The sequence below is a fragment of the Burkholderia sp. PvR073 genome (genome assembly GCF_054055695.1).
The window spans coordinates 387,263-408,573 of sequence record NZ_JBSRXO010000003.1; the positions used below are offsets into that span (position 1 = coordinate 387,263).

The 21,311-nt window shown below is 69.3% G+C and carries 21 protein-coding genes; 8 read left to right on the top strand and 13 right to left on the bottom strand.

Annotation, left to right across the window (positions count from 1 at the left end; genetic code table 11):
• Nucleotides 1-13: 13 nt before the first annotated feature.
• The 3 genes from ACVK00_RS13495 to flgB form a co-directional block, all read right to left on the bottom strand.
• Nucleotides 14-760: a flagellar hook assembly protein FlgD gene (locus ACVK00_RS13495; RefSeq protein WP_284893024.1), complete on the bottom strand. Its 747-nt coding sequence runs from the start codon at nt 758-760 to the stop codon at nt 14-16.
• Nucleotides 761-842: 82 nt separating this feature from the next.
• Nucleotides 843-1,268: a flagellar basal body rod protein FlgC gene (gene flgC, locus ACVK00_RS13500; RefSeq protein WP_006755137.1), complete on the bottom strand. Its 426-nt coding sequence runs from the start codon at nt 1,266-1,268 to the stop codon at nt 843-845.
• A gap of 36 nt (nt 1,269-1,304) precedes the next feature.
• Nucleotides 1,305-1,793 carry a flagellar basal body rod protein FlgB gene (gene flgB, locus ACVK00_RS13505; RefSeq protein WP_006755136.1) on the bottom strand — a complete coding sequence of 163 codons (489 nt, stop codon included), beginning with the start codon at nt 1,791-1,793 and terminating at the stop codon, nt 1,305-1,307.
• Nucleotides 1,794-1,998: 205 nt separating this feature from the next.
• Here flgB and flgA point away from each other — a divergent pair, with 205 nt between their 5' ends.
• The 3 genes from flgA (at nt 1,999) to ACVK00_RS13520 (ending at nt 4,220) form a co-directional block, all read left to right on the top strand.
• Nucleotides 1,999-3,243: a flagellar basal body P-ring formation chaperone FlgA gene (gene flgA, locus ACVK00_RS13510; protein WP_284893019.1), complete on the top strand. Its 1,245-nt coding sequence runs from the start codon at nt 1,999-2,001 to the stop codon at nt 3,241-3,243.
• A gap of 118 nt (nt 3,244-3,361) precedes the next feature.
• Nucleotides 3,362-3,694 carry a flagellar biosynthesis anti-sigma factor FlgM gene (gene flgM / locus ACVK00_RS13515; RefSeq protein ID WP_284893017.1) on the top strand — a complete coding sequence of 111 codons (333 nt, stop codon included), beginning with the start codon at nt 3,362-3,364 and terminating at the stop codon, nt 3,692-3,694.
• Nucleotides 3,695-3,779: 85 nt separating this feature from the next.
• Nucleotides 3,780-4,220: a flagella synthesis protein FlgN gene (locus tag ACVK00_RS13520; protein WP_006755733.1), complete on the top strand. Its 441-nt coding sequence runs from the start codon at nt 3,780-3,782 to the stop codon at nt 4,218-4,220.
• Nucleotides 4,221-4,507: 287 nt separating this feature from the next.
• Here ACVK00_RS13520 and ACVK00_RS13525 read toward each other — a convergent pair whose 3' ends face one another.
• Nucleotides 4,508-6,358, bottom strand: a complete 1,851-nt coding sequence (locus ACVK00_RS13525; RefSeq protein WP_284893014.1) for a M24 family metallopeptidase — start codon at nt 6,356-6,358, stop codon at nt 4,508-4,510.
• 429 nt (nt 6,359-6,787) lie between these two features.
• Between ACVK00_RS13525 and ACVK00_RS13530 the strand changes: the two genes are divergently transcribed.
• Nucleotides 6,788-7,621, top strand: a complete 834-nt coding sequence (locus ACVK00_RS13530) for a helix-turn-helix domain-containing protein (RefSeq protein WP_284893012.1) — start codon at nt 6,788-6,790, stop codon at nt 7,619-7,621.
• Between the two features lie 45 nt (nt 7,622-7,666).
• Here ACVK00_RS13530 and ACVK00_RS13535 read toward each other — a convergent pair whose 3' ends face one another.
• The 4 genes from ACVK00_RS13535 to ACVK00_RS13550 all read right to left on the bottom strand — a co-directional run bounded on the left by ACVK00_RS13535 (nt 7,667) and on the right by ACVK00_RS13550 (nt 12,787).
• The gene (locus ACVK00_RS13535) at nt 7,667-8,908 is read right to left on the bottom strand and encodes a multifunctional CCA addition/repair protein (protein ID WP_354122880.1); all 1,242 of its coding nucleotides are present in this window, start codon (nt 8,906-8,908) and stop codon (nt 7,667-7,669) included.
• The gene (locus ACVK00_RS13540) at nt 8,905-9,552 is read right to left on the bottom strand and encodes a glutathione S-transferase family protein (RefSeq protein ID WP_284893008.1); all 648 of its coding nucleotides are present in this window, start codon (nt 9,550-9,552) and stop codon (nt 8,905-8,907) included. The genes ACVK00_RS13535 and ACVK00_RS13540 overlap by 4 nt, the downstream gene beginning before the upstream one ends.
• A 54-nt stretch (nt 9,553-9,606) precedes the next feature.
• A complete protein-coding gene (locus ACVK00_RS13545) occupies nt 9,607-10,566 on the bottom strand; it encodes a complex I NDUFA9 subunit family protein (protein ID WP_228906108.1) in 960 nt (319 codons plus the stop codon).
• 268 nt (nt 10,567-10,834) lie between these two features.
• Complete coding sequence (locus ACVK00_RS13550; protein WP_284893005.1) at nt 10,835-12,787, bottom strand: lytic transglycosylase domain-containing protein; 1,953 nt, start codon at nt 12,785-12,787, stop codon at nt 10,835-10,837.
• A gap of 8 nt (nt 12,788-12,795) precedes the next feature.
• Here ACVK00_RS13550 and ACVK00_RS13555 point away from each other — a divergent pair, with 8 nt between their 5' ends.
• Complete coding sequence (locus ACVK00_RS13555) at nt 12,796-13,404, top strand: 5-formyltetrahydrofolate cyclo-ligase (protein ID WP_175761135.1); 609 nt, start codon at nt 12,796-12,798, stop codon at nt 13,402-13,404.
• Between the two features lie 68 nt (nt 13,405-13,472).
• Here the strand turns inward: ACVK00_RS13555 and ACVK00_RS13560 are convergent, their stop codons facing one another.
• Nucleotides 13,473-13,985 carry a winged helix DNA-binding protein gene (locus ACVK00_RS13560; protein WP_006751934.1) on the bottom strand — a complete coding sequence of 171 codons (513 nt, stop codon included), beginning with the start codon at nt 13,983-13,985 and terminating at the stop codon, nt 13,473-13,475.
• Nucleotides 13,986-14,133: 148 nt separating this feature from the next.
• Here ACVK00_RS13560 and pxpB point away from each other — a divergent pair, with 148 nt between their 5' ends.
• The 3 genes from pxpB to pxpA are packed head-to-tail and all read left to right on the top strand — an operon-like array spanning nt 14,134 to nt 16,677.
• Nucleotides 14,134-14,790, top strand: a complete 657-nt coding sequence (gene pxpB / locus ACVK00_RS13565) for a 5-oxoprolinase subunit PxpB (RefSeq protein ID WP_166724642.1) — start codon at nt 14,134-14,136, stop codon at nt 14,788-14,790.
• The gene (locus ACVK00_RS13570) at nt 14,787-15,857 is read left to right on the top strand and encodes a 5-oxoprolinase subunit C family protein (protein WP_284893001.1); all 1,071 of its coding nucleotides are present in this window, start codon (nt 14,787-14,789) and stop codon (nt 15,855-15,857) included. Before pxpB ends, ACVK00_RS13570 begins: the two co-directional genes overlap by 4 nt.
• 55 nt (nt 15,858-15,912) lie before the next feature.
• Nucleotides 15,913-16,677 (top strand): 5-oxoprolinase subunit PxpA, encoded by a 765-nt coding sequence (gene pxpA, locus ACVK00_RS13575; protein WP_166724644.1) that lies wholly within the window; start codon nt 15,913-15,915, stop codon nt 16,675-16,677.
• Between the two features lie 557 nt (nt 16,678-17,234).
• Here pxpA and ACVK00_RS13580 read toward each other — a convergent pair.
• Genes ACVK00_RS13580 through ACVK00_RS13595 form a run of 4 tightly spaced genes read right to left on the bottom strand, consistent with a single transcriptional unit; the run spans nt 17,235 to nt 21,307 of the window.
• Complete coding sequence (locus ACVK00_RS13580; protein WP_228906118.1) at nt 17,235-18,380, bottom strand: TraB/GumN family protein; 1,146 nt, start codon at nt 18,378-18,380, stop codon at nt 17,235-17,237.
• Nucleotides 18,373-19,392 carry a peptide ABC transporter ATP-binding protein gene (locus tag ACVK00_RS13585; RefSeq protein WP_228906120.1) on the bottom strand — a complete coding sequence of 340 codons (1,020 nt, stop codon included), beginning with the start codon at nt 19,390-19,392 and terminating at the stop codon, nt 18,373-18,375. The genes ACVK00_RS13580 and ACVK00_RS13585 overlap by 8 nt, the downstream gene beginning before the upstream one ends.
• Entirely contained in the window at nt 19,389-20,387 is a 999-nt protein-coding gene (locus ACVK00_RS13590; RefSeq protein WP_228906122.1) for an ABC transporter ATP-binding protein, read from the bottom strand. Before ACVK00_RS13590 ends, ACVK00_RS13585 begins: the two co-directional genes overlap by 4 nt.
• A gap of 2 nt (nt 20,388-20,389) precedes the next feature.
• Nucleotides 20,390-21,307 (bottom strand): ABC transporter permease subunit, encoded by a 918-nt coding sequence (locus ACVK00_RS13595; protein ID WP_105831972.1) that lies wholly within the window; start codon nt 21,305-21,307, stop codon nt 20,390-20,392.
• Nucleotides 21,308-21,311: the final 4 nt, after the last annotated feature.

The window sequence follows — 21,311 nt, forward strand, 5'->3', positions numbered from 1 at the left end:
CGAGAAAGCTGGATCAGTTGGTGGTGGTGGCGTCGGAGGACGACGACGATGCGGTGTTCGGGAAAATCGACGCGACCTGGGTGAGCCCCACGGTCGTGCCGTTCGACAGCACGAGCCCCGCCGTGCCGTCCGCCTGCTTGATCACGCTCTGTACCTGCGCGGCCGCGAGCACGGTCGGCGCATACGTCTTGCCGTCGCTGCCCGTGTACTGCGCGCTCACGGTGTACTTGCCGTCCGGCAGCGCGTTGCCGCCCGCGTCGGTCGGCGTCCAGTTGAACGGCACCGTGCCGGCCGACTGCTTGCCCGCGTTGATCGTGTTGACGACGGCGCCCGAGCTGTTCTTCACGGTGATCGTCAGGTTCGACACGTCGTTCGCGAGCGACACGCCGAACGGCGACGCCGCGCCGCTCTTCACCGCGACGCCGTTGCCCGGCGCGAGCACGTTCGTGCCGATCAGGAGCGCGGCCTGCGTCTGCTGGCCCGCCGCGAGCTGGCTCGACAGCGACGTGAGCGACGTGTTCAGCTGCGCGATGCCGCTCACCGTGTTGATCTGCGCGAGCTGCGACGTCATCTGCGAACTGTCGACGGGGCTCGTCGGATCCTGGTTCTGCAGCTGCGTGACGAGCAGCTTCAGGAACGTCGCCTGCAGGTCGCTCGCCGACGTGCCGGTCGTCGACACGTTGCTGGTGTTCATCGTGTCGGTCGGCAGGGTCGACACGTTGGTGCCGTTGCTGCCGATCGTCGTGCTGGTGGATGTCATCCTGAATGGCCTTGTGTCGGAACTGTCGGGTCTGGGGTCTCGATGTCTCGGTGCCTCGATGTCGAAGCTCGCCCGGCGCGGCTTACGAGCCGATCGTCAGCGTCTTGAGCATCAGCGTCTTCGCGGTGTTCAGCGTCTCGACGTTGGCCTGGTACGAGCGCGACGCCGAGATCATGTTCACCATCTCCTGCACCGGATCGACGTTCGGCATCTGCACGTAGCCGTTCGCGTCGGCGGACGGGTTCGCCGGGTCGTAGGTCGACTTCATCGGCGACGGATCGTCCATCACCTTCGTCACGCGCACGCCGCCCACGCCCTGGCCGGACGCGGTGCGCGCGCCGCCCATCGGGTCGGTCGCGAACACGACCTGCTTGGCCTTGTACGGCTTGCCGTCGGGGCCGGTCGCGCTGTCGGCGTTCGCGAGGTTCGACGCGGTGACGTTCAGGCGCTGCGATTGCGCGGACAGCGCCGAACCGGCGACGCCGAAGATGTTCATCAACGAGGGCATGGAGGCTCCTTGTTCGGGTACGAAAGCGGCGCGCGCTTACGAGTTCGTCGAGATCGCGGCGATCATCGCCTTGATCTGCTGGGTCATCACGGTCATCCCGGTTTCGTAGTGCAGCGCGTTGTTCGCGAACTGCACGCGCTCGACGTCGAGATCGACCGTGTTGCCGTCGAGCGACGGCTGCAGCGGCATCCGGTACTGCGAACGACCGTAGTCGTCGGCCGGGCCGCCGGTGGGAATCAGCTTCGCGGCGCCGGCCATGTGGCCCGGCGCCGTCGACACCATCGTCATCCCGCTCGCCACGCCGGCCGGCTGCGCCATCGGCAGCTGCGCGGCGTTGCTCGGCGCGAGACCGCCGTGGGTCTGCTTCAGCGAGCGCGCGAGGGTCGACGCGAAATCGACGTCGCGGGCCTGGTAGCCCGGCGTGTCGGCGTTCGCGATGTTCGACGACAGCAGTTCCTGCCGATAGGCGCGCACGTCGAGCGCCTGTCGGCCGAACGCGAATTCGGCATCGAGTTTGTCCAGCATGTGTGCGTCTCTCCGTATGAAGCGCTGCACGCCCGTTGCGCCGGATGGCGACCCAAGGGGCTTTTTTCCATGACAGCGATGGTAGGCGTCGCGCGCAACCGGCAATCGGGCGAATAACGCGGCAAAGGCCCCCTCTATTCATCGTTTGCGCGACGGCCCCGCTCCCTAGAATGCGAATCGGATCAACGGTTTCGAGGACACGGCGATGACAGGCAGCGCACTTCGCGGAAACGACGGACGCCGGACGCGCGTGCCGCGTGCGTTCGCGCTCGCCGCGGCGCTGTGGCTCGCGGTGCCGGTTGCGCACGCGGACGACGGGATGATCGTGATCCCCGGACGCGGCGAGACGGCCGAGACGGCGCTCGCGCATGCGAATGCGGCAAGCGGTGGGCAGTTCGGCGGGAATGCGGGAACGGCGTCGGGTGCGGCGTCGGGCGCGGGAACGGCGGCGGGCGCGGGCATGGCGATGGCGGGCGGTGCGCCTGGCACTGCCGCGGCTGGCTACGCGGCGCAGCCGGCCAGCTCGATGGTCGTGACGAACGTCCCGCCGCCGGCCGCCGTGCCGGCGCCCGCACCGCGCCCCGTCTACGCGGCCGCACGCATGAACACCGGTTACGGCGCGCCGCGCGCGGCCGATCCGGGCGCCGTCGCCGTCGCGACTGTCGTCGCCGGTACGGCCGACCCTGCGTCGAATCCTGCGCGAGCGGCGATCGCCCCGCGCGCCGCGGCAGGCCGCCCCCTCGCGGCCGCGCCGGCCCCGCGCGCGCCGATGGCGTCCGCCACCGCGGCCCAGGCAGCCGCCGCGTCCCAGCCGGCGACGCCGCCCGGCCAGCAGGACCCCGACGCGATCCGGCGCACCGCCCTCGCGTTCCTGCAGCAGCAGATCGCCGGCCTGCCGGGCAAGACCACCGCCACCGTCGCGACCGCGTTTCCGCGCGGGCTCGCCGCGTGCACGACGCTCGAGCCGTTCCTGCCGACCGGTGCGCGCCTGTGGGGCCGCACGACGGTCGGCGTGCGCTGCGCGGGCGAACGGCCGTGGACCGTCTACCTGCAGGCGAAGGTTGCCGTGCAGGCCACCTATTACGTCGCCGCGCGGCAGATCGCGCCCGGCGAGCCGCTCACCGTGGCCGACCTCGTCGCGCGCGACGGCGACCTGACGGTGCTGCCGCTCGCGGTGATCACCGATCCCGCGCAGGCGGTCGGCGCGACCGCGCTGGCCCGGATCTCGGCCGGGCTGCCGCTGCGCCAGGACATGCTGAAGAGCGCCGCGTCGGTGTCGGCCGGCCAGACGGTGCGGGTCGTCGCGGCCGGGCCCGGCTTCACGATCTCGGCCGAGGGCAACGCACTCGCGAATGCGGCGCCGGGCCAGTCGGTGCGGGTGAGGATGGCCGCGGGGCAGATCGTTACGGCGATCGTCAAGGACGCCGGCACCGTGGAAATTCCGCTGTAGGGGCGGATCCCGCCGCAAGATTGCAAAGAATTGTTTATTCGGAGAATTTCGGGTTCACGATGCTAAAGTTCGGGCCGACCCGGCCGTTATCTGGGTCATACCGTACAGGAAACCCATCGTGAAGATCGATTCCACTCCGAAACCGAGCCCCCTCGCGTCGACCGGCAACGGCGCGACCCGCGCGCAATCCGGCGCGGCTTCGTCGTCGTCCGCGCAGGCGGCCGACGCAGGATCGACCGGCGGCGACACGACCGTGAACCTGTCGGGTCTGTCGGGCCAGCTGCGTTCGCAGTCGGCCTCGGGCAGCGCCGACATCGACACGGCCCTCGTCCAGTCGATCAGGGACGCGCTGAACGACGGCACGCTGACGATCGACGTGAACAAGATCGCCGACGGCGTATTGAATACCGCCCGCGACCTGCTGCAACAGCAGCGCTCGCAGGGCAACTGAGCCGGCCAGGGGCCCGTCACGCCCTGACCGGTCCCCTGGTTTGCCGGCATGCGCCACCGCGTGCCGGCGCGACGAGCATGACGCGATGAGAGAAGAGCTGCTGGCCACGGTCAACGACGAACACGCGACGGTCGAAGCGTTCGCGTCCCTGCTCGCCTACGAGGAAAAAGCGCTCACGACACCGGAGCCGCTCGACATGCTGCCCGGCATCGTCGAGAAGAAGAGCGTGCTGATCGACCGGCTCGCGCAGCTCGAGCGCACGCGCGACACGCAGCTGTCCGCGCTCGGCTTTCCGGCCGGCAAGAAAGGCATGGACCAGGCCGCCGAGCGCGATGCACGCCTCGCGGGCCGCTGGCAGCTGCTGCTACAGGCCGCCGAACGCGCGCGCCAGGCCAATGCGACCAACGGGATGCTGATCCGGATCCGGATGGACTACAACGAGCGCGCGCTCGCGGTGCTGCGCTCGGCCCCCGCGCCGGCCGGCGTCTACGGGCCCGACGGGCGCGTGTCGGCGCTGATGCGCTGAAGCATCGACGTATCGAGCACGCCGACGCATAGACGTACCGATCACGCCGACGCTCCGACGTACCGATCACGCCGACGCTCCGACGTACCGATCACGCCAACGCTCCGACGTACCGATCACGCCGGCGCTCCGACGTACCGATCATGCCGGCGCTCCGACGTACCGATCATGCCGGCGCTCCGACGTACCGATCACGCCAACGCTCCGACGTACCGATCATGCCGGCGCTCCGACGCGCCGGCCGCGCAACGCGCGGCCCGGCTGCGGCCGCGAGCGCCTTTCCCGCCTTACAGCAGCGGACACGCGGTGACCTGCGTGCCGCGTTCCACGCAAAGCCGTTCGTAGTCGCGCAGGTACGCACGCTCGTCGTCGTCCAGCAGTTCGACGTCGATCAGGTCCCAGTCGTAGCCGACGGTGACGATGTTCTCGAACGCGACAGTGTCCGATGCGTCGTCGTCCGCGCGCACGATCACGATGTTCTCGATCCGCACGCCGCCCTTGCCCGGCACGTAGATGCCCGGCTCGACCGAAATCACCGCATTCGGCACCAGCCCGTACTTCGCGCCCGGCGCGAACCGCACGCCGCCCTCGTGGACGTGGATCCCGACGCCATGCCCGGTGCCGTGGCCGAAATCGTAGCCGTGGTCGCGGCACACCTGCCGTACCGTCGCATCGACGTCGCCGCCCGTCGCCGTCTTCGGAAAGCGCGTGACGAGCCCCTTGATGCAGGCCTTCAGCGCGACCGTATAGATCTCGCGCTGCCACGGCTGCGCGACCGTTTCCGGCCGCGTGCGGCGCAGCACGACGCGCGTGCAGTCCGTCGCGAAACCGGCGTCGTAATACGCGCCGCTGTCGAGCAGCACGAGTTCGCCCTCCGTCAGCTCGACCTCCGCGCTCGCCGTCGTGTAGTGCGCGAACGCGCTGTTCGCGCCGTTCGCCGCGATCGACGGGAACGTCAGCGCGACCGCCGAGCGGGCACCGTACGCGTCGTTGATCGTGCGGGCCAGATCGTATTCCGTATGGCGCCGCCCTGGCTCGCCGGCCTTCGCCCAGCGCATCGTTTCGGCGATCGCCGCCGAACTGCGCGCGAACGCGTCGCGGAACCGATCGAGCACCGCCTGCGTCTTGCCCGCCCGCATCGCCTCGACCGGGTTGAAATCGGCGTGGCGCGCATGCGGCCACACGCGGCGCACCGATTCGACGAGCGCGCAGTTGACCGATTCGAAGCCGTAGCACACGTGGTCGACCGCGCATGCCGCGAGGAAGCGCTCGAGTTCGGCGAAGTCGCGCCGGATCACGTGCAGCGCCGGATACGACGCCAGCTCGACCGGGCACCGGTCGCAGCCTTCCGGCAGGAACAGCGCGACCTGCGCGCCGACCGCGAACAGGAAACCCAGGTGCGACGACACATTCGGGATGTGATAGCCGCGGCTGTTCAGCAGGTACGCGAGATCGTCCGACGCACACGTGAAGAACGCCGTCTTGCCGGGCGCCGCGCCGGTGTGCGCGGCGAGCCGGCGGTTCAGCGCGTCGAGGTTCTGCGCGACGCTCGCGCCGGTCACCGTGTCCGGCAGCTCGAAGATCGGCCGCTCGACCACCCAGCCCGGCAGCGCGATCGCGCGGTCGATCTCGCGCTCGCCGAGACTCGTCCAGTCGAGCGACGCGGGCTGCGTCTGCTCGACCAGCCGGTCGCGCTGCGCGACGCTGATCCGCAGCGCGTCGTAGCCGACCCGTGCGAGCCGGCTCGCGTGCGCGATGAGCCAGTCGCCCAGCGCCTGCCAGATCGTCACGTTCATCCCGAGCTTCTCGATCCGCACCTGCGCCGGGTCGCACTGCTGTTCGGCCTGCAGGTGATAGCGGCCGTCGACGAACAGCACGAACGGCGGCACGCCGAGCGCCTGCGCGGTCGCCGCGCTCAGGAAGATCCCGCAGCCGGCCGAGCCGTCGAAGCCCGACAGCGCGTAGCGCGGGTTGTTGCTGCGCGGCAGGTATTCGGTGATGTATTCGTCCTGCGACGTGACGACCACGGCGTCGAGCCGCAGCGCGTCGAGCACGCGCGACAGGCTGCGCTGCGTGTCGGCGACGCACGCGTCATACGAGGGAAGGTCGGAGAAGTTGTATTTCAGTCGATCGATCATCGGATACCCGCTAATGATTGTTGTCGGCAGCCGGCGGTGTCACGCGGCATCGCGCACGCGTGACGCGGCGCGCCGCCCGGGCGCGGACGGCGCAAGGCCCCGCGGGCAGCCGGGCCGCGGCGCCGTTCCGGCGGCCGGTCTCGGGAAAAATTTTTGTCTCACTTAACTTTGTTTGATGCGTCGACAGAATCTAGAGCACGCTGAAATTGAGGTCAAGCCAAAATTTTCGTAGGGCTAAAATTACCGGCACGGCGCGCGAAGGCGGCCCGGCCATGCGCAGCGTGGCGTCGTGCGGGCGCCACCGCGCGGTACAATGCGCCGGCATTGCCGTCCCGACGGCCGTGCTTCGTGCGCTTCGCGGAACGCAACGTCCCGGCGACTGCACCACCCGTCCGCTCGCCTCCCGACTCGTTGTCACGAAAGAGATTCATGGATTCAGACCTCATGCGTATCGGCCAGCGCATTCGGCGCCTGCGCCGGGAAGCGAAGAAGACGCTGCTGGAAGTCGCGACCGAGGCGAACCTGTCGATCGGCTTCCTGTCGCAGGTCGAGCGTCATCTCACCGGTATCTCGCTGTCGTCGCTCGTCAACGTCGCGAAGGCGCTGAACGTGCCGCTCGGCACGTTGATCGAGCAGCCGCGCCAGGCGCAGCCCGACTCACGCGCGGGCCGCCGCGAACCGTACGCAGTCGACGCCACGTCGCAATGGTACGAGCGGCTGTCCACCACCTTCGACGGTAGCCAGATCCACGCGCTCAAGGTCCGGATGATGGAGGGCTACCGTTCGGAATGGGTCGCGCACGGCGGCGACGAGTTCGTGTACGTGCTGACCGGCCGCGTCTGCTACACGATCGGCAAGAAGGATTACCCGCTGTCGCCCGGCGACTCGCTGCACTTCGACGCGCGCAAGCGCCATCGCGTCGCGAATGTCGGGGACGGGCCGGCCGAACTGATCGCGGTCGGCACGCTACCGCTCTTCGACGACAGTTGCGCCGAATTCGGGTCAGTGGCGATGGAAATTAAGCCGCACGCGCGCGATGCCGGCCCGACGCCGGGCGAGCCGCGCGTGAGCCGCCGCGAACCGGCGCAGAAACGTGAGCACGAGCACGCCGCGAACGCGGCTGCACCTGCCGCCGAGCTGCCGGCCCGCGTGGCGGCCAAGCCAGCTGCCAAGCCCACTGCCGGCAAGCCGCGCGCGGCCGCGGGCAAACGTCCGGCCGCCGCCACCCCGGCCCGCCGCGCCACCGCCCGCACGAAGCAATGACGGCTGGCGGCCGGGCGCCGCACCGCGCCGCCCGGTTCTCCCGCGCTATTCGCCGATCGCCAGCGCCTGCTTGACGGCCTCGACCCGTGCGCGATGCACGGCGTCCTTGATCTGCATCGTATCGTCGCCGACACCGCGCGCGATCGCGCCCGCGTCGACGCTGCGCGCCGCCACCAGCGCCACGCGCAGCCGCTCGGCCTGCGGATACGGCTGCGTGTCGAGCCCGAGCCGGCCGCGGGCATCCGCTTCGCACGCCTGCAGCATCTCCGCGAAGCGCGCCGGCTTGCGCAGCGCATCGCTGCGCTCGAAGAACCGCACCAGCGCCGCCGCGCCCATGTCCATCACGCGATGCAGGTTGCCGTGCTCGCGCGCGACCACCAGCGCCAGATCACGGCATTCGTTCGGCACGCGCAGCCGCTCGCACAACGGCTTGATGAGGTCGACGCCGCGGCCTTCGTGGCCGACGTGGCGCGGCAGCACGTCGGCGGGCGTCGTCGCCTTGCCGAGATCGTGCGTGAGCGCCGCGAAGCGCACCGGCAGCGAGTAGCCCTGCCTCGCCGCGTAGTCGACGACCATCATCACGTGCACGCCCGTGTCGACTTCCGGGTGGTAGTCGGCGCGCTGCGGCACGCCCCACAGCGCGTCGACCTCGGGCAGGATGCGCGCGAGCGCGCCGCACTCGCGCAGCACCGCGAACATCCGCGACGGCTTCGCCTCCATCAGCCCGCGCGCGATTTCCTGCCACACGCGCTCGGGCACCAGCGCGTCCGCTTCGCCCGCGTCGACCATGCGCCGCATCAGCGCGAGCGTGTCGTCCGCGACCGTGAAATCCGCGAAGCGCGCGGCAAAACGCGCGATCCGCAGGATCCGCACCGGATCCTCGACGAACGCGTCGCCCACGTGCCGGAACACGCGTGCACGCAGGTCGGCCTGTCCGTCGAACGGATCGATCACCGGCCCGACCAGCGCGCCCTCCGGGCTCACTTCGCGCGCCATCGCGTTGATCGTCAGGTCGCGCCGCGCGAGATCCTCGTCGAGCGTCACGTCCGGCGCGAAGTAGAACTGGAAGCCGTGATAGCCGGCCGCCGTCTTGCGCTCGGTGCGCGCGAGCGCGTATTCCTCCTGCGTGTCCGGATGCAGGAACACCGGGAAATCCTTCCCGACCGGCCGGAAGCCCTGGGCGACCATCTGCTCGGGCGTCGCGCCCACCACCACGTAGTCGCGATCCTGCACCGGCACGCCGAGCAATTCGTCGCGGATCGCTCCGCCTACTGCGTAGATGTTCATGGGGTCGGTTCGTATTCGGCAATCACGTTGGTTTCGCGGCGCGCGGCATCGATCCAGCGCTGCACGGCCGGCAGCGCGGTCACGCGTGCCGCGTAGCCGGCTGCCTCCGGCGACAGCGCCGGCGCATACGTATTGAAGCGCATCACGACCGGCGCATACATCGCATCGGCGATCCCGAATTCACCGAACAGGAACGGCCCGCCCGATGCCTCGATGCACGCGCTCCAGAGCGCGTCGATGCGCGCGACGTCGGCCAGCGCATCGGGCGTCGTGCCGCGTCCCGGCATCGACGCGCGCACGTTCATCCCCATCTGCGTGCGCAGCGCGGCGAAGCCCGAGTGCATCTCGGCCGAGATGCAGCGCGCGTGGACGCGCTCCAGCGGATCGGCCGGCCACATCGGGAACTGCGGATAGCGCTCGGCGAGCGTCTCGGCGATCGCGAGCGAATCCCAGATCGCCGTGCCGTGATCGTCGATCAGGCACGGCACCTTGCCGGTCGGCGAATACTCGCGGATGCGCGCGACCGTGTCGTCGCGGCGCAGCTCGATCGCGATCTCATCGAACGGGATCCCGAAATGCGCGAGCAGCAGCCACGGCCGCATCGACCACGACGAGTAATTCTTGTCTCCAATGACGAGTTTCATGGCGGTGTTCCGAAAGGCGCGAAAGTGAATGAGGGAGGCGGTGGCCTGCGACGCCTAGCGGCGCGAGCGGAACCAGTCGAAGCGGGAGCGCTGCGCGCCGTCGCCGAGATACGCGGGCGCGATGCTCTCGAGACTCGCGGGCGACAGCCCGAGTTCCGGCGCGAGCGGCCCTGACAGCACGTTGGGCACCGACATCGACGCGAGATTGTCGCGCGTGATCATCGGCTCGCCGGGCAGGCATTCGAACACGCTCGCCTGCAGCCGCGCAAGCGCGTCGGGCAGCCGCACGATGCGTGCCTGCCGGCCGACCAGCGTGCCGCAATAGCGCACCAGCTGCTCGAGCGTGTAGACGGTCGGACCGCCGAGCTCGTAGGTTTTGCCGTGCGCGGCCGTGAGATCGAGCGTGTTGACGAACGCGCTCACGACGTCGCCGACGAACACCGGCTGAAAGCGCGCATCGGGCATCGCGAGCGGCAGCACCGGCAGCGTGCGCTGCAGGTTCGCGAATGTGTTGAGGAATGTGTCGCCGGGGCCGAACACGACCGACGGGCGGAAGATCGTCAGCGCGAGCGAATCGGTCGCCGCGACCGCGTGCAGCGCGGCCTCGCCGTCGCCTTTCGAGCGCTGGTACATGCTCGCGCCGTGCGAATCGGCGCCGAGCGCGCTCATGTGCAGCACGCGCCGCACGCCGACTTCGACGCATGCGGCGGCCAGCGCGGCCGGCAGCGCGACGTGCGCGCGCTCGAAGCCGGGCCCGTATGGCGTGCCGCGGCCGCCGTGCAGCACGCCGACGAGGTTGATGGCCGCGTGCGCGCCGGCGACGAACCGGGCCAGCGTGCGCGTATCGAGCGCGTCGAGTTCGACGATCTCGACCGGCAGCATCTGCAAGTGGCGCGCGTGCTCGCGCCGCCGCGTGCCGATCCTCACATGCTTGCCGGCGTCGATCAGCGCATTGACGAGCCGGCTGCCGATGAAGCCGGTGCCGCCCAGCAGCGCGACGGTCTGGCGATCCATGGTCGAGTCCTCCAACGGGCGGTTCACGCTCATGACGGGCTTGCGAACGAGCCTTGCCGGCGCCCCCCAAGGGGACGTCCTTCGGGCGCGTGCAAGAAGCAGGGCGCGCCGTCCGGCCGAGCCTGACAAGCGACGCGCGACGCCGCGATGCGGCCGGCAACGCTCGTTCCCCTGACCAGGAGAATCATAGACGGGGCTGGCCGGTCATGAGCGTGACAGCCCCTTGAGCATACTGCCGCGTCTCGCGCGGCAGTATGAAGATTGCGGATCAGGGCGAGATCATGCCCAGGCGTTTCTTCAACGACTGCGGTTTGCCCTCGAAGAGCGCCGCGTAGTAGACGGTGTTCGACAGCACGTTCTTCACGTAGTCGCGCGTCTCGTTGAACGGAATCGTCTCCGCGAAGATCGCGCCTTCGACCGGCTGCGTCAGCACCTGACGCCACTGGCGCGGCCGGCCCGGACCCGCGTTGTAACCGGCGGTCGCCAGCACCGGCGAGCTGTCGAAGTTGTTGTAGATGTCCGCCAGATACCAGGTGCCGAGCTGGATGTTGGTATTGATGTCGTGCATCTGCGCACGCGTGATCGTGCCCATCCCGAGCTTCTTCGCGACGAGCTGCGCGGTGGCCGGCATCAGCTGCATCAGTCCGCCCGCGCCGACGGAAGAACGCGCGTTCGTGATGAAGCGCGATTCCTGGCGGATCAGCCCGTACGCCCATTCGATGTCGAGGCCCGACGACTGCGCATAGCGCTCGACGATGTCGCGGTACGGCGACGGGTAGCGCAGCGTGAAGTCGTGCTCGGCCTTCGTGCGGTCGGCCGTGTTGACCGTGCGGTCGAGCAGGTCGACGCGCTTGCCGTATTCGGCGGCCGCGAGCAGCTGGCGATCGGTCATCCCGCGCAGCGGCCAGTTCCATTCTCGGTTGCCTTCGAGGCGCAGGTTCAGCCCATAGAAGCGCTGCGCGAGCGCGAAGCCCGGAATCTTGCTCATCGCGCCGATCTCGGCGTCGCTCACCTTCGTGCGCGGCGGGACGCTCGTGCGCTGGCCGAGCTCTTCGCCGGCGAGCTGCCCGTAGAAGTTGTACTGGCCCGCGACCTGCTCGAATTCCTGGTTCGCCTGCAGCGTGTCGCCGCTCTGCTTGAGCGCGCGCGCATGCCAGTAGATCCAGGCCGGATCGTCGCGCAGCGACGGCGGCATCTGCTCGATCGACCAGCGCACCATCGGCCAGTTGCCGGCGAGCAGCGCGGCGCGCGTGCGCCATTCGTAGCCCGGGTTCGACAGCGGCGCGTTCGCGGATTTCGCATACCAGACCGACGCGAGCGGCGAGCGCTTGATCGCGCCCTGGTAGCCGATCGCGCCCCACGCAATCGCCTGTTCCTGCTTGGTGAGCGAGCCGGTGACGGACGTCAGCATCCCTGCCGCCGCGTCCGGATCGTTGCGCGCCATGCGGCCGAGCGCGATCAGCGCGAGCTGGTGCGACGCCGCGTCGGGGCCGACGCCGCGCGCGAGGTACAGCGGCGGCGCGCTGGTCGCCTGGTCGAAGTCGACCGGGCGCGGGCCGAGCGCGTCGACGATCTTGCCGCCGAGCGTCGTGTAGTTCTGCTCGTACGCGAGGCGCGCCTGCTGCCACACGTCGTCGCTCGTGAATTGCTGGTTGACCGTCAGCGCCGTAATCAGGTCGACACAGGCGTCGCCGTAGTATTTCGGCTCGACGAGCAGCGCGCGCGCCGCCTCGGCGACGTTCTCGCCGCGCGCCGCGCGCGATTCGAGCGCGTAGCACTTGACCTGCGTGTCGTCGTCGAGCACGAAGCGCTTGTACTGGTCGTCGAAGTTGCGCCAGTCGTGGCGCGCGCCGAGCACGAGCAGGTAGTCGTTGCGCATGCGGTCGGCGATCGCCTGTCCGTCGTAGCGCTGCAGGAACGACTGCACGGGTGCGTCGGGCGCGTCGACACGTGCGCGGCCCGTCGAATCGAACAGCTGCGGCTTGATCTGGAAATACTCGACGTAGGACGGGACCGGATAGTTCGGAATCGTCGACGCGAGCTGCGCGGCCTTCGCGGCGTCGTTGCGGCGCGCGGCTTCGCGAAGCTGCACGAAGATCTGGTCATCCCCGGCGAGCGTGTCGTCGCCCGGTGCGGCGCACGCGGCCGTGCCCGCGACGAGCGCGGCTGCCGAAAGCGTGAGCGCGACCGCGCGATATACTCGGAAAAGGCTGTTCGACATCGTTTTGAATGGAGCACGAATTGAGCGAAAGCATAGCATGCAACCCTGTGCCGAACCCGAAGGTTGCACTGCGCAAAACGCTGGCCGGCGCGCGTCGCGACGCCGCGTCGCAGCCCGCCGCGAACGCCGCGCTCGACGCGCGGCTGCGCGGGTTGCTCGAACGCCTCGCACCGCGCACGGTCGGCTTCTACTGGCCGCTGCCGGGCGAATTCGACGCGCGCGACGCGGTGCTCGCATGGTCCGCGGCCGGCACCGGCCGCCGTGCCGCGCTGCCGGTGATCGGCGAGCGTCACACGCCGCTCGCGTTCCATGCGTGGGATGCGCACACGCCGATGCGCGAAGGGCATCACCGGATTCCGGAGCCGGCGTCGGGAGTCGTCGTCGTGCCCGACCTGTTGCTGATTCCGTGTGTGGGATTCGATCTGGAGCGCTACCGGCTCGGCTATGGCGGCGGCTACTACGACCGCACGCTCGCGGTGTGGCCGGGCGACACGCTGCCGGTGACGGTCGGCATCGCGTATGAAGCGTGCCGCGTGGATGCGCTGCCGGCCGAGGCGCACGATCTCGCGATGCGCTGGATTGTGACCGACGGCGCGCTTTACCCGGCCGCCGGATGACGCGGCGCGCGACACCGCGCCAGCGGCATGCCGCGCGTCACCGCGTTCACCGTCCCGTTCGCAATCGTTTACAGCGAGGCCGCCGCACGCGCGGCCGTATCGTAGAGGCCCGATGCGTGGCGCAGCAGTTGCGCGGCGTCGCCGATCTGCGCGTTGGTGAGGCCGCTGTCCTTCAGCGTCTCGATCAGGCAATGCTCGCGCACCTCGCGATACTTCAGGCACAGCTCGCGGCCCGCGTCGGTCGCGAAGAAGAACACTTCCTTGCCGCTCTTCTCGCTCTTCACATAGCCGCGCGCGATCAGTTTTTTCAGCGCGTAGGTCGCGACGTGCGTATCCTCGATATTGAGCACGAAGCAGATGTCGGCGAGCTTTTTCTTGCGTTCGCGATGGCTGACGTGATGCAGCAGCGACACCTCGACCGCCGTCATGTCCTTCGCGCCCGCGGCCGACATGCAGCGCACCATCCATCGGTTGAATGCGTTGCCGGCCATGATGAGGCCGTATTCGAGCTCCGACAGCTCCGCGCTCGACTCGGAAACGAGGTGTTCGGATGACACGATCTTGGTCGCAGGACGCTTCATGGAAAGGCGGCGCAAGCCGGATGACAGGGAGTGCCGAGTGTACGACAGAAGCCCCGGCATACGAGCTAGGCGAAAACGCTTATTGGGAAGTTGTCGATATTTTATCGACAATGTGCGCTAACATTGCCGTCCAAACCGTGCCAGTCCGATGACGCAACCCCGCATTTATCCGCTCGGCGATGCCGCCCTCGTCTGCGAGGTGCCGCCGCCCGCCACGCTCGATTGCCAGCGCCGCGTCTGGGCCGTCGCCGAGGTCGCGCGCGCGTGGCCCGACGTGATCGACGTCGTGCCGGGCATGAACAACCTGACGATCGTGTTCGACGCGCTCGCCGCGACGGCCGAGTCGCTCACGCCGGCGCTGCGCGACGCGTGGGAAACCGCCGACGTCGAGCACGCGGAGGGCCGCGAGATCGAGATTCCCGTTGAATACGGCGGCGCCGCCGGCCCCGACCTGCCGGCCGTCGCCGCGCATACGGGGCTGTCGGCCGACGAAGTCGTCGCGCGCCACACGGCCGCCGAATACGTCGTGTTCTTCGTCGGCTTCCAGCCGGGCTTCGCGTATCTCGGCGGCCTCGATGCGTCGCTGCACACGCCGCGCCGCGCGGCGCCGCGCCTGGAAGTGCCGGCCGGTTCGGTCGGCATCGGCGGGGCGCAGACCGGCATCTATCCCGCTACGTCGCCCGGCGGCTGGCAACTGATCGGCCGCACGTCGCACGTGCTGTTCGACCCCACGCGGGCGCAGCCGACGCTGCTGCTGCCCGGCGACCGCGTGCGCTTCACCATTGCCGGAGTCGACGCGACATGAGCCAGAACACCGCACCGGGCACGATCGAGGTCGTCCGCGCCGGCCCGCTGTCGACCGTGCAGGATCTCGGCCGCCGCGGCACGCGCCATCTCGGCGTCGCGCAGGGCGGCGCGCTCGACGGCCTCGCGCTCGAGGTCGGCAATCGGCTGGTCGGCAATCGCCCCGACGCGGCGGCCGTCGAACTCACGATCGGCCCGGCCGCGTTCCGCTTCACGCGCGCGACGCGCATCGCGATCACCGGCACCGAATTCGGCGGGACGCTCGACGGCAAGCCCGTGTATTCATGGTGGAGCCTGCCGGTCGAGGCCGGCCAGACGCTCGTGCTGCCGGCCGCGAAGCGCGGGATGCGCGGCTACCTGTGCATCGCGGGCGGCATCGACGTGCTGCCGATGCTCGGCTCGCGCAGCACCGATCTCGCGTCGCGCTTCGGCGGCCTCGGCGGCCGCGCGCTGCGCGACGGCGATCGGCTCCCGGTCGGCGTGCCGCCGGCCGGCGCCGGCTGCCTCGCGACCGATGCGCCCGAATTCGGCGTGAAGGCGCCCACGTGGTGCGCATTCGTGCGCGTCGACGAACCACCGCGCCGCCACCACCGTCCCGCGCACGCGCCGTGGGCGATGCCCGTGCGCGTGCTGCCGGGCCCCGACTACGCGTCGTTCGCGGCCGATTCGCAGCAGGCGTTCTGGGACGAGGAATGGCTCGTCACCGCGAACAGCAACCGGATGGGCTATCGCCTCGCCGGCGCCGAGCTTGCGCGCGAGCGGCCGGTCGAGCTGCTGTCGCACGCGGTGCTGCCCGGCACGATCCAGGTGCCGCCGAACGGCCAGCCGATCGTGCTGATGCACGATGCGCAGACCACCGGCGGCTATCCGAAGATCGGCACGGTGATCCGCGCGGATCTCTGGAAACTCGCCCAGGCGCGCCTGAACCTGCCGATCCGCTTCGTGCGCACGACACCCGACGCCGCGCGCGCCGCCCTGACCGCGGAACGTGCCTATCTGCGGCAGATCGACGTCGCGATCGAGATGCGCGAGGAAACGCGCCGTCGCGAGCAATCGCGCGCAGCGTGACAATGTCGTAAGCAACAAGGAGGACGCGCCACGCCATCCGTGGACGAGGAACATCATGGAAATCGATCTGAATGCCGATCTCGGCGAAGGATGCGGATCGGACGAGGCGCTGCTCGACCTCGTCACGTCGGCGAACATCGCGTGCGGCTGGCATGCAGGCGGCGCCAATGCGATGCGCGACTGCGTGCGCTGGGCCGTGCAGAAAGGCGTGTCGATCGGCGCACACCCGAGTTTTCACGACCCGGAGAATTTCGGCCGCAAGGAAATGCAGCTGCCGGCCGGCGACATCTATGCGGGCGTGCTGTACCAGCTCGGCGCGCTGTCGGCGATCGCGCAGGCCGAAGGCGGCCGCATCGCGCACGTGAAGCCGCACGGCGCGCTGTACAACCAGGCCGCGCGCGACCCGCTGATCGCCGACGCGGTGGTGTCCGCGATCCACGACTTCGATCCGTCGCTCGCCGTGTTCGGGCTCGCCAACAGCGTGTTCGTCGCGGCCGCGCGCCACGCGGGGCTCGCCGCGGTGGAGGAAGTGTTCGCCGATCGCGGCTACCGCGCGGACGGCTCGCTCGTGCCGCGCAGCCAGCCCGGCGCGCTGATCGACGATGAGGATGCCGTGCTCGCACGCACGCTCGACATGGTGCGCGAGCGGAAGGTGCGCGCGGTAAGCGGCGAGTGGGTGCCGCTCAATGCGCAGACCGTCTGCCTGCACGGCGACGGCCCGCATGCGCTCGCGTTCGCGAAGCGGATCCGCACGGCGCTCGAAGCGGCGGGGGTCGACGTCGTCGCGCCCGGCGCGCTGCAGGCCGACGAAGACGCTTGAGAAGCGCGCAAGCCCCGCTGCCGCCTGACGAAAACCGCCGCACCAAAGAAAAAAGCGCCCTCGTGGCGCTCTTCTGTTGGCACAATCGCCGCGGACTTCGCCGTCTGTCGATTCGCCCCCCGAAACCGTCTAGCGACGGTGACCGGAAAAATGCTCCGGATTAAAAAACGTCCGCCGCCGCCCGAATACTGCTTCCCCCGGTCGGACGACGGAACGTCGCTTATCCGCAAGTCTGCCGCATGCATGTGTTGTACCGACGATGTTTGGCCCCGCCGTGCATGCAGACACTCCGCGGCCGGCACGCGCATCACGTGCCGGCTACGCTAACCCCGCGCTTTGTTTTCTGCTACCCCGTAGAACTTATCTATTCTTTTCATTTTTTCAACTTGTGGGATGAAGAATAGAGATTGGCAGAACCGGATGTCAATCGTTTTAAACGCTATTTCCTGAGGATTCGAGGGTTTTCCTTATCGGATCGCGCGGCCGCGCAGCCGCTTCACACCGCGCGCGCGTCGTCGATCAAACAGGGGAGGATCGATGCGCGGCACCCGGCGCGATCAGTTCGCGTCGACCCGGTATCCTTGCCGGCGCAACAATTCGAGCACGCCGCGCGGGCCGCCCAAATGCAGCGCGCCGATTGCGACGAATACCGGCCGGTCCGGCGCGGCGATTGCCGTCATTCGTGCAACGAAGCGCCGGTTGCGCTCGTACAGGATCTTGTTGTCGATCGACGCCGACAGCGCCTTCGAACGGGCCAGCCGCTCGCTCTTCGCGACCGCCCACGCCGAGATCGCATCGGCGTCGCCAATTTGCCACAGCCGATGCAGCGCCTTGATGTCGGCGGCGTTCTGCGCCGGCGTCTGCACCATGTCCTGCGCGAGCATCTCGCGCTGCTCCGCGAGTGTCAGCCCGGTGAACGCACGCATCTGCTCGGCAAGCGTCTCGAGCCCGATCACGCGGCCGCCCTTCTTCTTCAGGAACACGTTCTGCAGCTGCGCCTCGGTGCCGAATTCGGTCTGCAGGCCGGCCGACAGCGAGTCGTAGGTCTCGACGACCAGCGCCGCGAGCCACGGCCGCATCCGGCGAATTTCCGCGAGCGCGGCCGGATTGCCGTGCAGGCGCGCGGCGAGCCGCTGCCACAGCGGCTCGGGCAGCAGGCGCTGCAGGCACGGGTAGCGGCACACGCCGTACTTCGACACGTCGTCCTGCGATTCGAGCAGATCGTCCGGCGACAGCTCGAGCGCGAGCGTCGGCGACGCGGCGAGCGCCCCGAGGATGCGCGGCCGGAACGGCTGGACGCTCGGATAGTCGGACGGGTCGCCGGTATGCAGCGTGCCGAGCACGTACAGCGTGACCCTGCCCCGCGTGGCGACATAGAACGGCATGCGCGCGGGCTGCACGCGCACCGTGCCGCGCGCGACCGTGCCGTTCGACACGGACGGCGCATGGAAGCCCGGCAGGCTGATGCCGGGCGGCGGAACCTGCGACGGATGGATCGGCGAACTCGCCGGCGCGCGCCCTTCGGCACGCGCGGCGTCGGCCGGGACCAGCACGCTGGCGGCCACGCACGCGCCGGCCAGCGCCGCGCCCGTGACCGTGCGCACGCTCCAGCGCCGTGCGTTGCGGCACGCGCGCATCACACGCGCGCTGCCAGTCCCCGAACGGCGCACGTCTGACGCGCGCGCCGCCAAACCATCAGGCATTCGCCTCCCCCACCTCCTCGGCGCGATGGCAGGCCACACGGCGTCCGTCGACGTCGCGCAACTGCGGTTCCTCGACGCGGCACCGGTCGATCGCGTACGGACAGCGCTGGTGAAACGCGCAGCCCGACGGCGGATTGAGCGGCGACGGCAGCTCGCCCTGCAGCTTGATCTGCACGCGGCGGTCTTCCTCGAAGATCGCCGGCGTCGCCGACATCAGCGCGCGCGTGTACGGATGCCGCGGCCGCGCGTAGATCGTCGCCTTGTCGCCGAGCTCGGCGACGCTGCCGAAGTACATCACCATCACGTCGTCCGCGACGTGCTCGACCACCGACAGGTTGTGCGAGATGAACACGTAGCTGGTCTTGAACTGCTCCTGCAGATCCATGAACAGGTTCAGGATCTGCGCCTGGATCGACACGTCGAGCGCGGACACCGGCTCGTCGGCGACGACGATGCGCGGATCGAGGATCATCGCGCGCGCGATCGCGACGCGCTGGCGCTGGCCGCCCGAGAACATGTGCGGATAGCGCTTCGCGTGCTCGGGCCGCAGGCCCACCGTGCGCATGATCTGCGCGATGCGCGCCGCGCGTTCGGCGGCCGTCAGGTTCGCGTTGATCTCGAGCGGCTCGCCGAGCGTCTGCTCGACGGTCTTGCGCGGGTTCAGCGACGCGAACGGATTCTGGAACACCATCTGCACGCGCCGGCGCAGGTCGGCGACCGTCGCGCGGTTCGCGCCGGCCACGTTCTTGCCGTCGATCACCAGGCTGCCCGCGGTGGGCGTCTCGATCATCGTGAGCTGGCGCGCGAGCGTCGATTTCCCGCAGCCCGACTCGCCGACGACCGCGAGCGTCTTGCCGCGCTTGAGCGTGAACGACACGCCGTTCAGCGCCTTCACCGTGCCCTGCCCGAACATCCCGCGCTTCACCGAGTAGTGCTTCGCGAGGCCATCCGCGACCAGCACCGCTTCCTCGTCGCCGTGCGACGTGGCACGCGTTTCGTGGACTGCATTCATCGTGCGCCTCCCGTCAGGTCGAGGTTGGAAACATTGAGCGGCTTGATGCAGCGCGCACGCATCGCATCGTTGCCGGACACCAGCGTGTCGAGCGCCGGACGCGCCTTGCGGCAATCGTCGACGACGTACTTGCAGCGCGGCGCGAACAGGCAACCGGACGGGCGATCATCGCGGCCCGGCACCATGCCCGGCAATGCGGCAAGGCGACGCGCCCCCTTATTGTGCTCGGGAATCGCCGCGAGCAGCGCTTCGGTGTACGGATGATGCGGCGCACGGAAGATGTCCGGCACGCGATTGGTCTCGATGACCTCGCCTGCGTACATCACCGCGACGCGCTGCGCGACCTCCGACACCACGGCCAGATCGTGCGAGATCAGCACGAGCGCCATCCCGCGCTCCTTCTGCAGCTTCACGAGCAGATCCATGATCTGCGCCTGGATCGTCACGTCGAGCGCGGTGGTCGGCTCGTCGGCGATCAGGAGCTTCGGATTGCACGCCACCGCCATCGCGATCATCACGCGCTGGTTCATCCCGCCCGACATCTGGTGCGGGAACGCCGTGATGCGGTTCTTCGCATCGGGAATGCCGACCTGGTCGAGCAGCTCGAGCGCGCGCCGGTGCAGCGCGTCGCCGCGCAGTCCTTCGTGCAGCTTCAGCACCTCCTTGATCTGGTAGCCGACCGTGTAGCTCGGGTTCAGGCTCGACAGCGCGTCCTGGAACACCATCGCGATGTCCTTGCCGACGATCTTGCGGCGCGCCTTCGGCGACGCCTTCAGCAGGTCCACGCCGTTGAACGTGACCTCGTCGGCCGTCACCTTGCCCGGCGCATCGATCAGGCCCATCAGCGCCATCATCGTCACGCTCTTGCCCGAGCCCGATTCGCCGACGACGCCCACCACCTCGCCCGGCGCGATCGACAGGTTGATCCGGTCGACAGCGGGCAGGCCGTTGAAGTTCACCGCGAGATTGCGGATAGTCAGTAGATCTTGGCTCATGGTCAGGCCATCCGCTTCAGTTTGGGATCGAGCGCGTCGCGCAGCCCGTCGCCGAGCAGGTTGATCGCGAGCACCGAAATCAGGATCGACAGGCCGGGCATCGTCACGATCCACCACGCGTTGTCGATGTAGTCGCGCGCGGAGGCGAGCATCGCGCCCCACTCGGCGGTCGGCGGCTGCACGCCGAGGCCGAGGAAGCCGAGCGCGGCCGCGTCGAGAATGGCCGACGAGAAGCCGAGCGTCGCCTGCACGATCAGCGGTGCCGTGCAGTTCGGCAGCACCTGCGAGAACATCAGGCGCACCGTGCCGGCACCGGCCACGCGCGACGCCGTCACGTACTCCTTCTGCAGTTCGCCGAGCGCCGACGCGCGCGTGAGACGCACATAGGCCGGCAGCGCGACGATCGCGATCGCGAACATCGTGTTGGTGAGGCCCGGGCCGATGATCGCGACGACCGCGACCGCGAGCAGCAGCGACGGCAGCGCGAGCAGCACGTCCATGATGCGCATCACGGGCGTGTCGGCCCACTTCTGGAAGAACGCGGCGACCAGCCCGAGCACGATGCCGGGGATCAGCGCGAGCACGACCGACACGAAGCCGATCCAGAACGACATCCGCGCGCCGAACATCAGGCGCGAAAGAATGTCGCGGCCCGCTTCGTCGGTGCCGAGGATGAAGTGCCAGTTGCCGCCTTCGAGCCACGCGGGCGGGATCTTCACGTAGTCGCGGTATTGCTCGACCGGGCTGTGCGGCGCGATCAGCGGTGCGAGCAGCGCGACCAGGATCAGCACCAGCACGACGATGCCGGCACCGACGGCGCCGCGGTTGCGCGAGAAGTTGGCCCAGAACTCGCGCAGCGCGAGCGCACGGCCGCCGGCCGGCGCGGACTCGCTCGGCAGGGTGTTTTGCAGATTGCTCATGGAA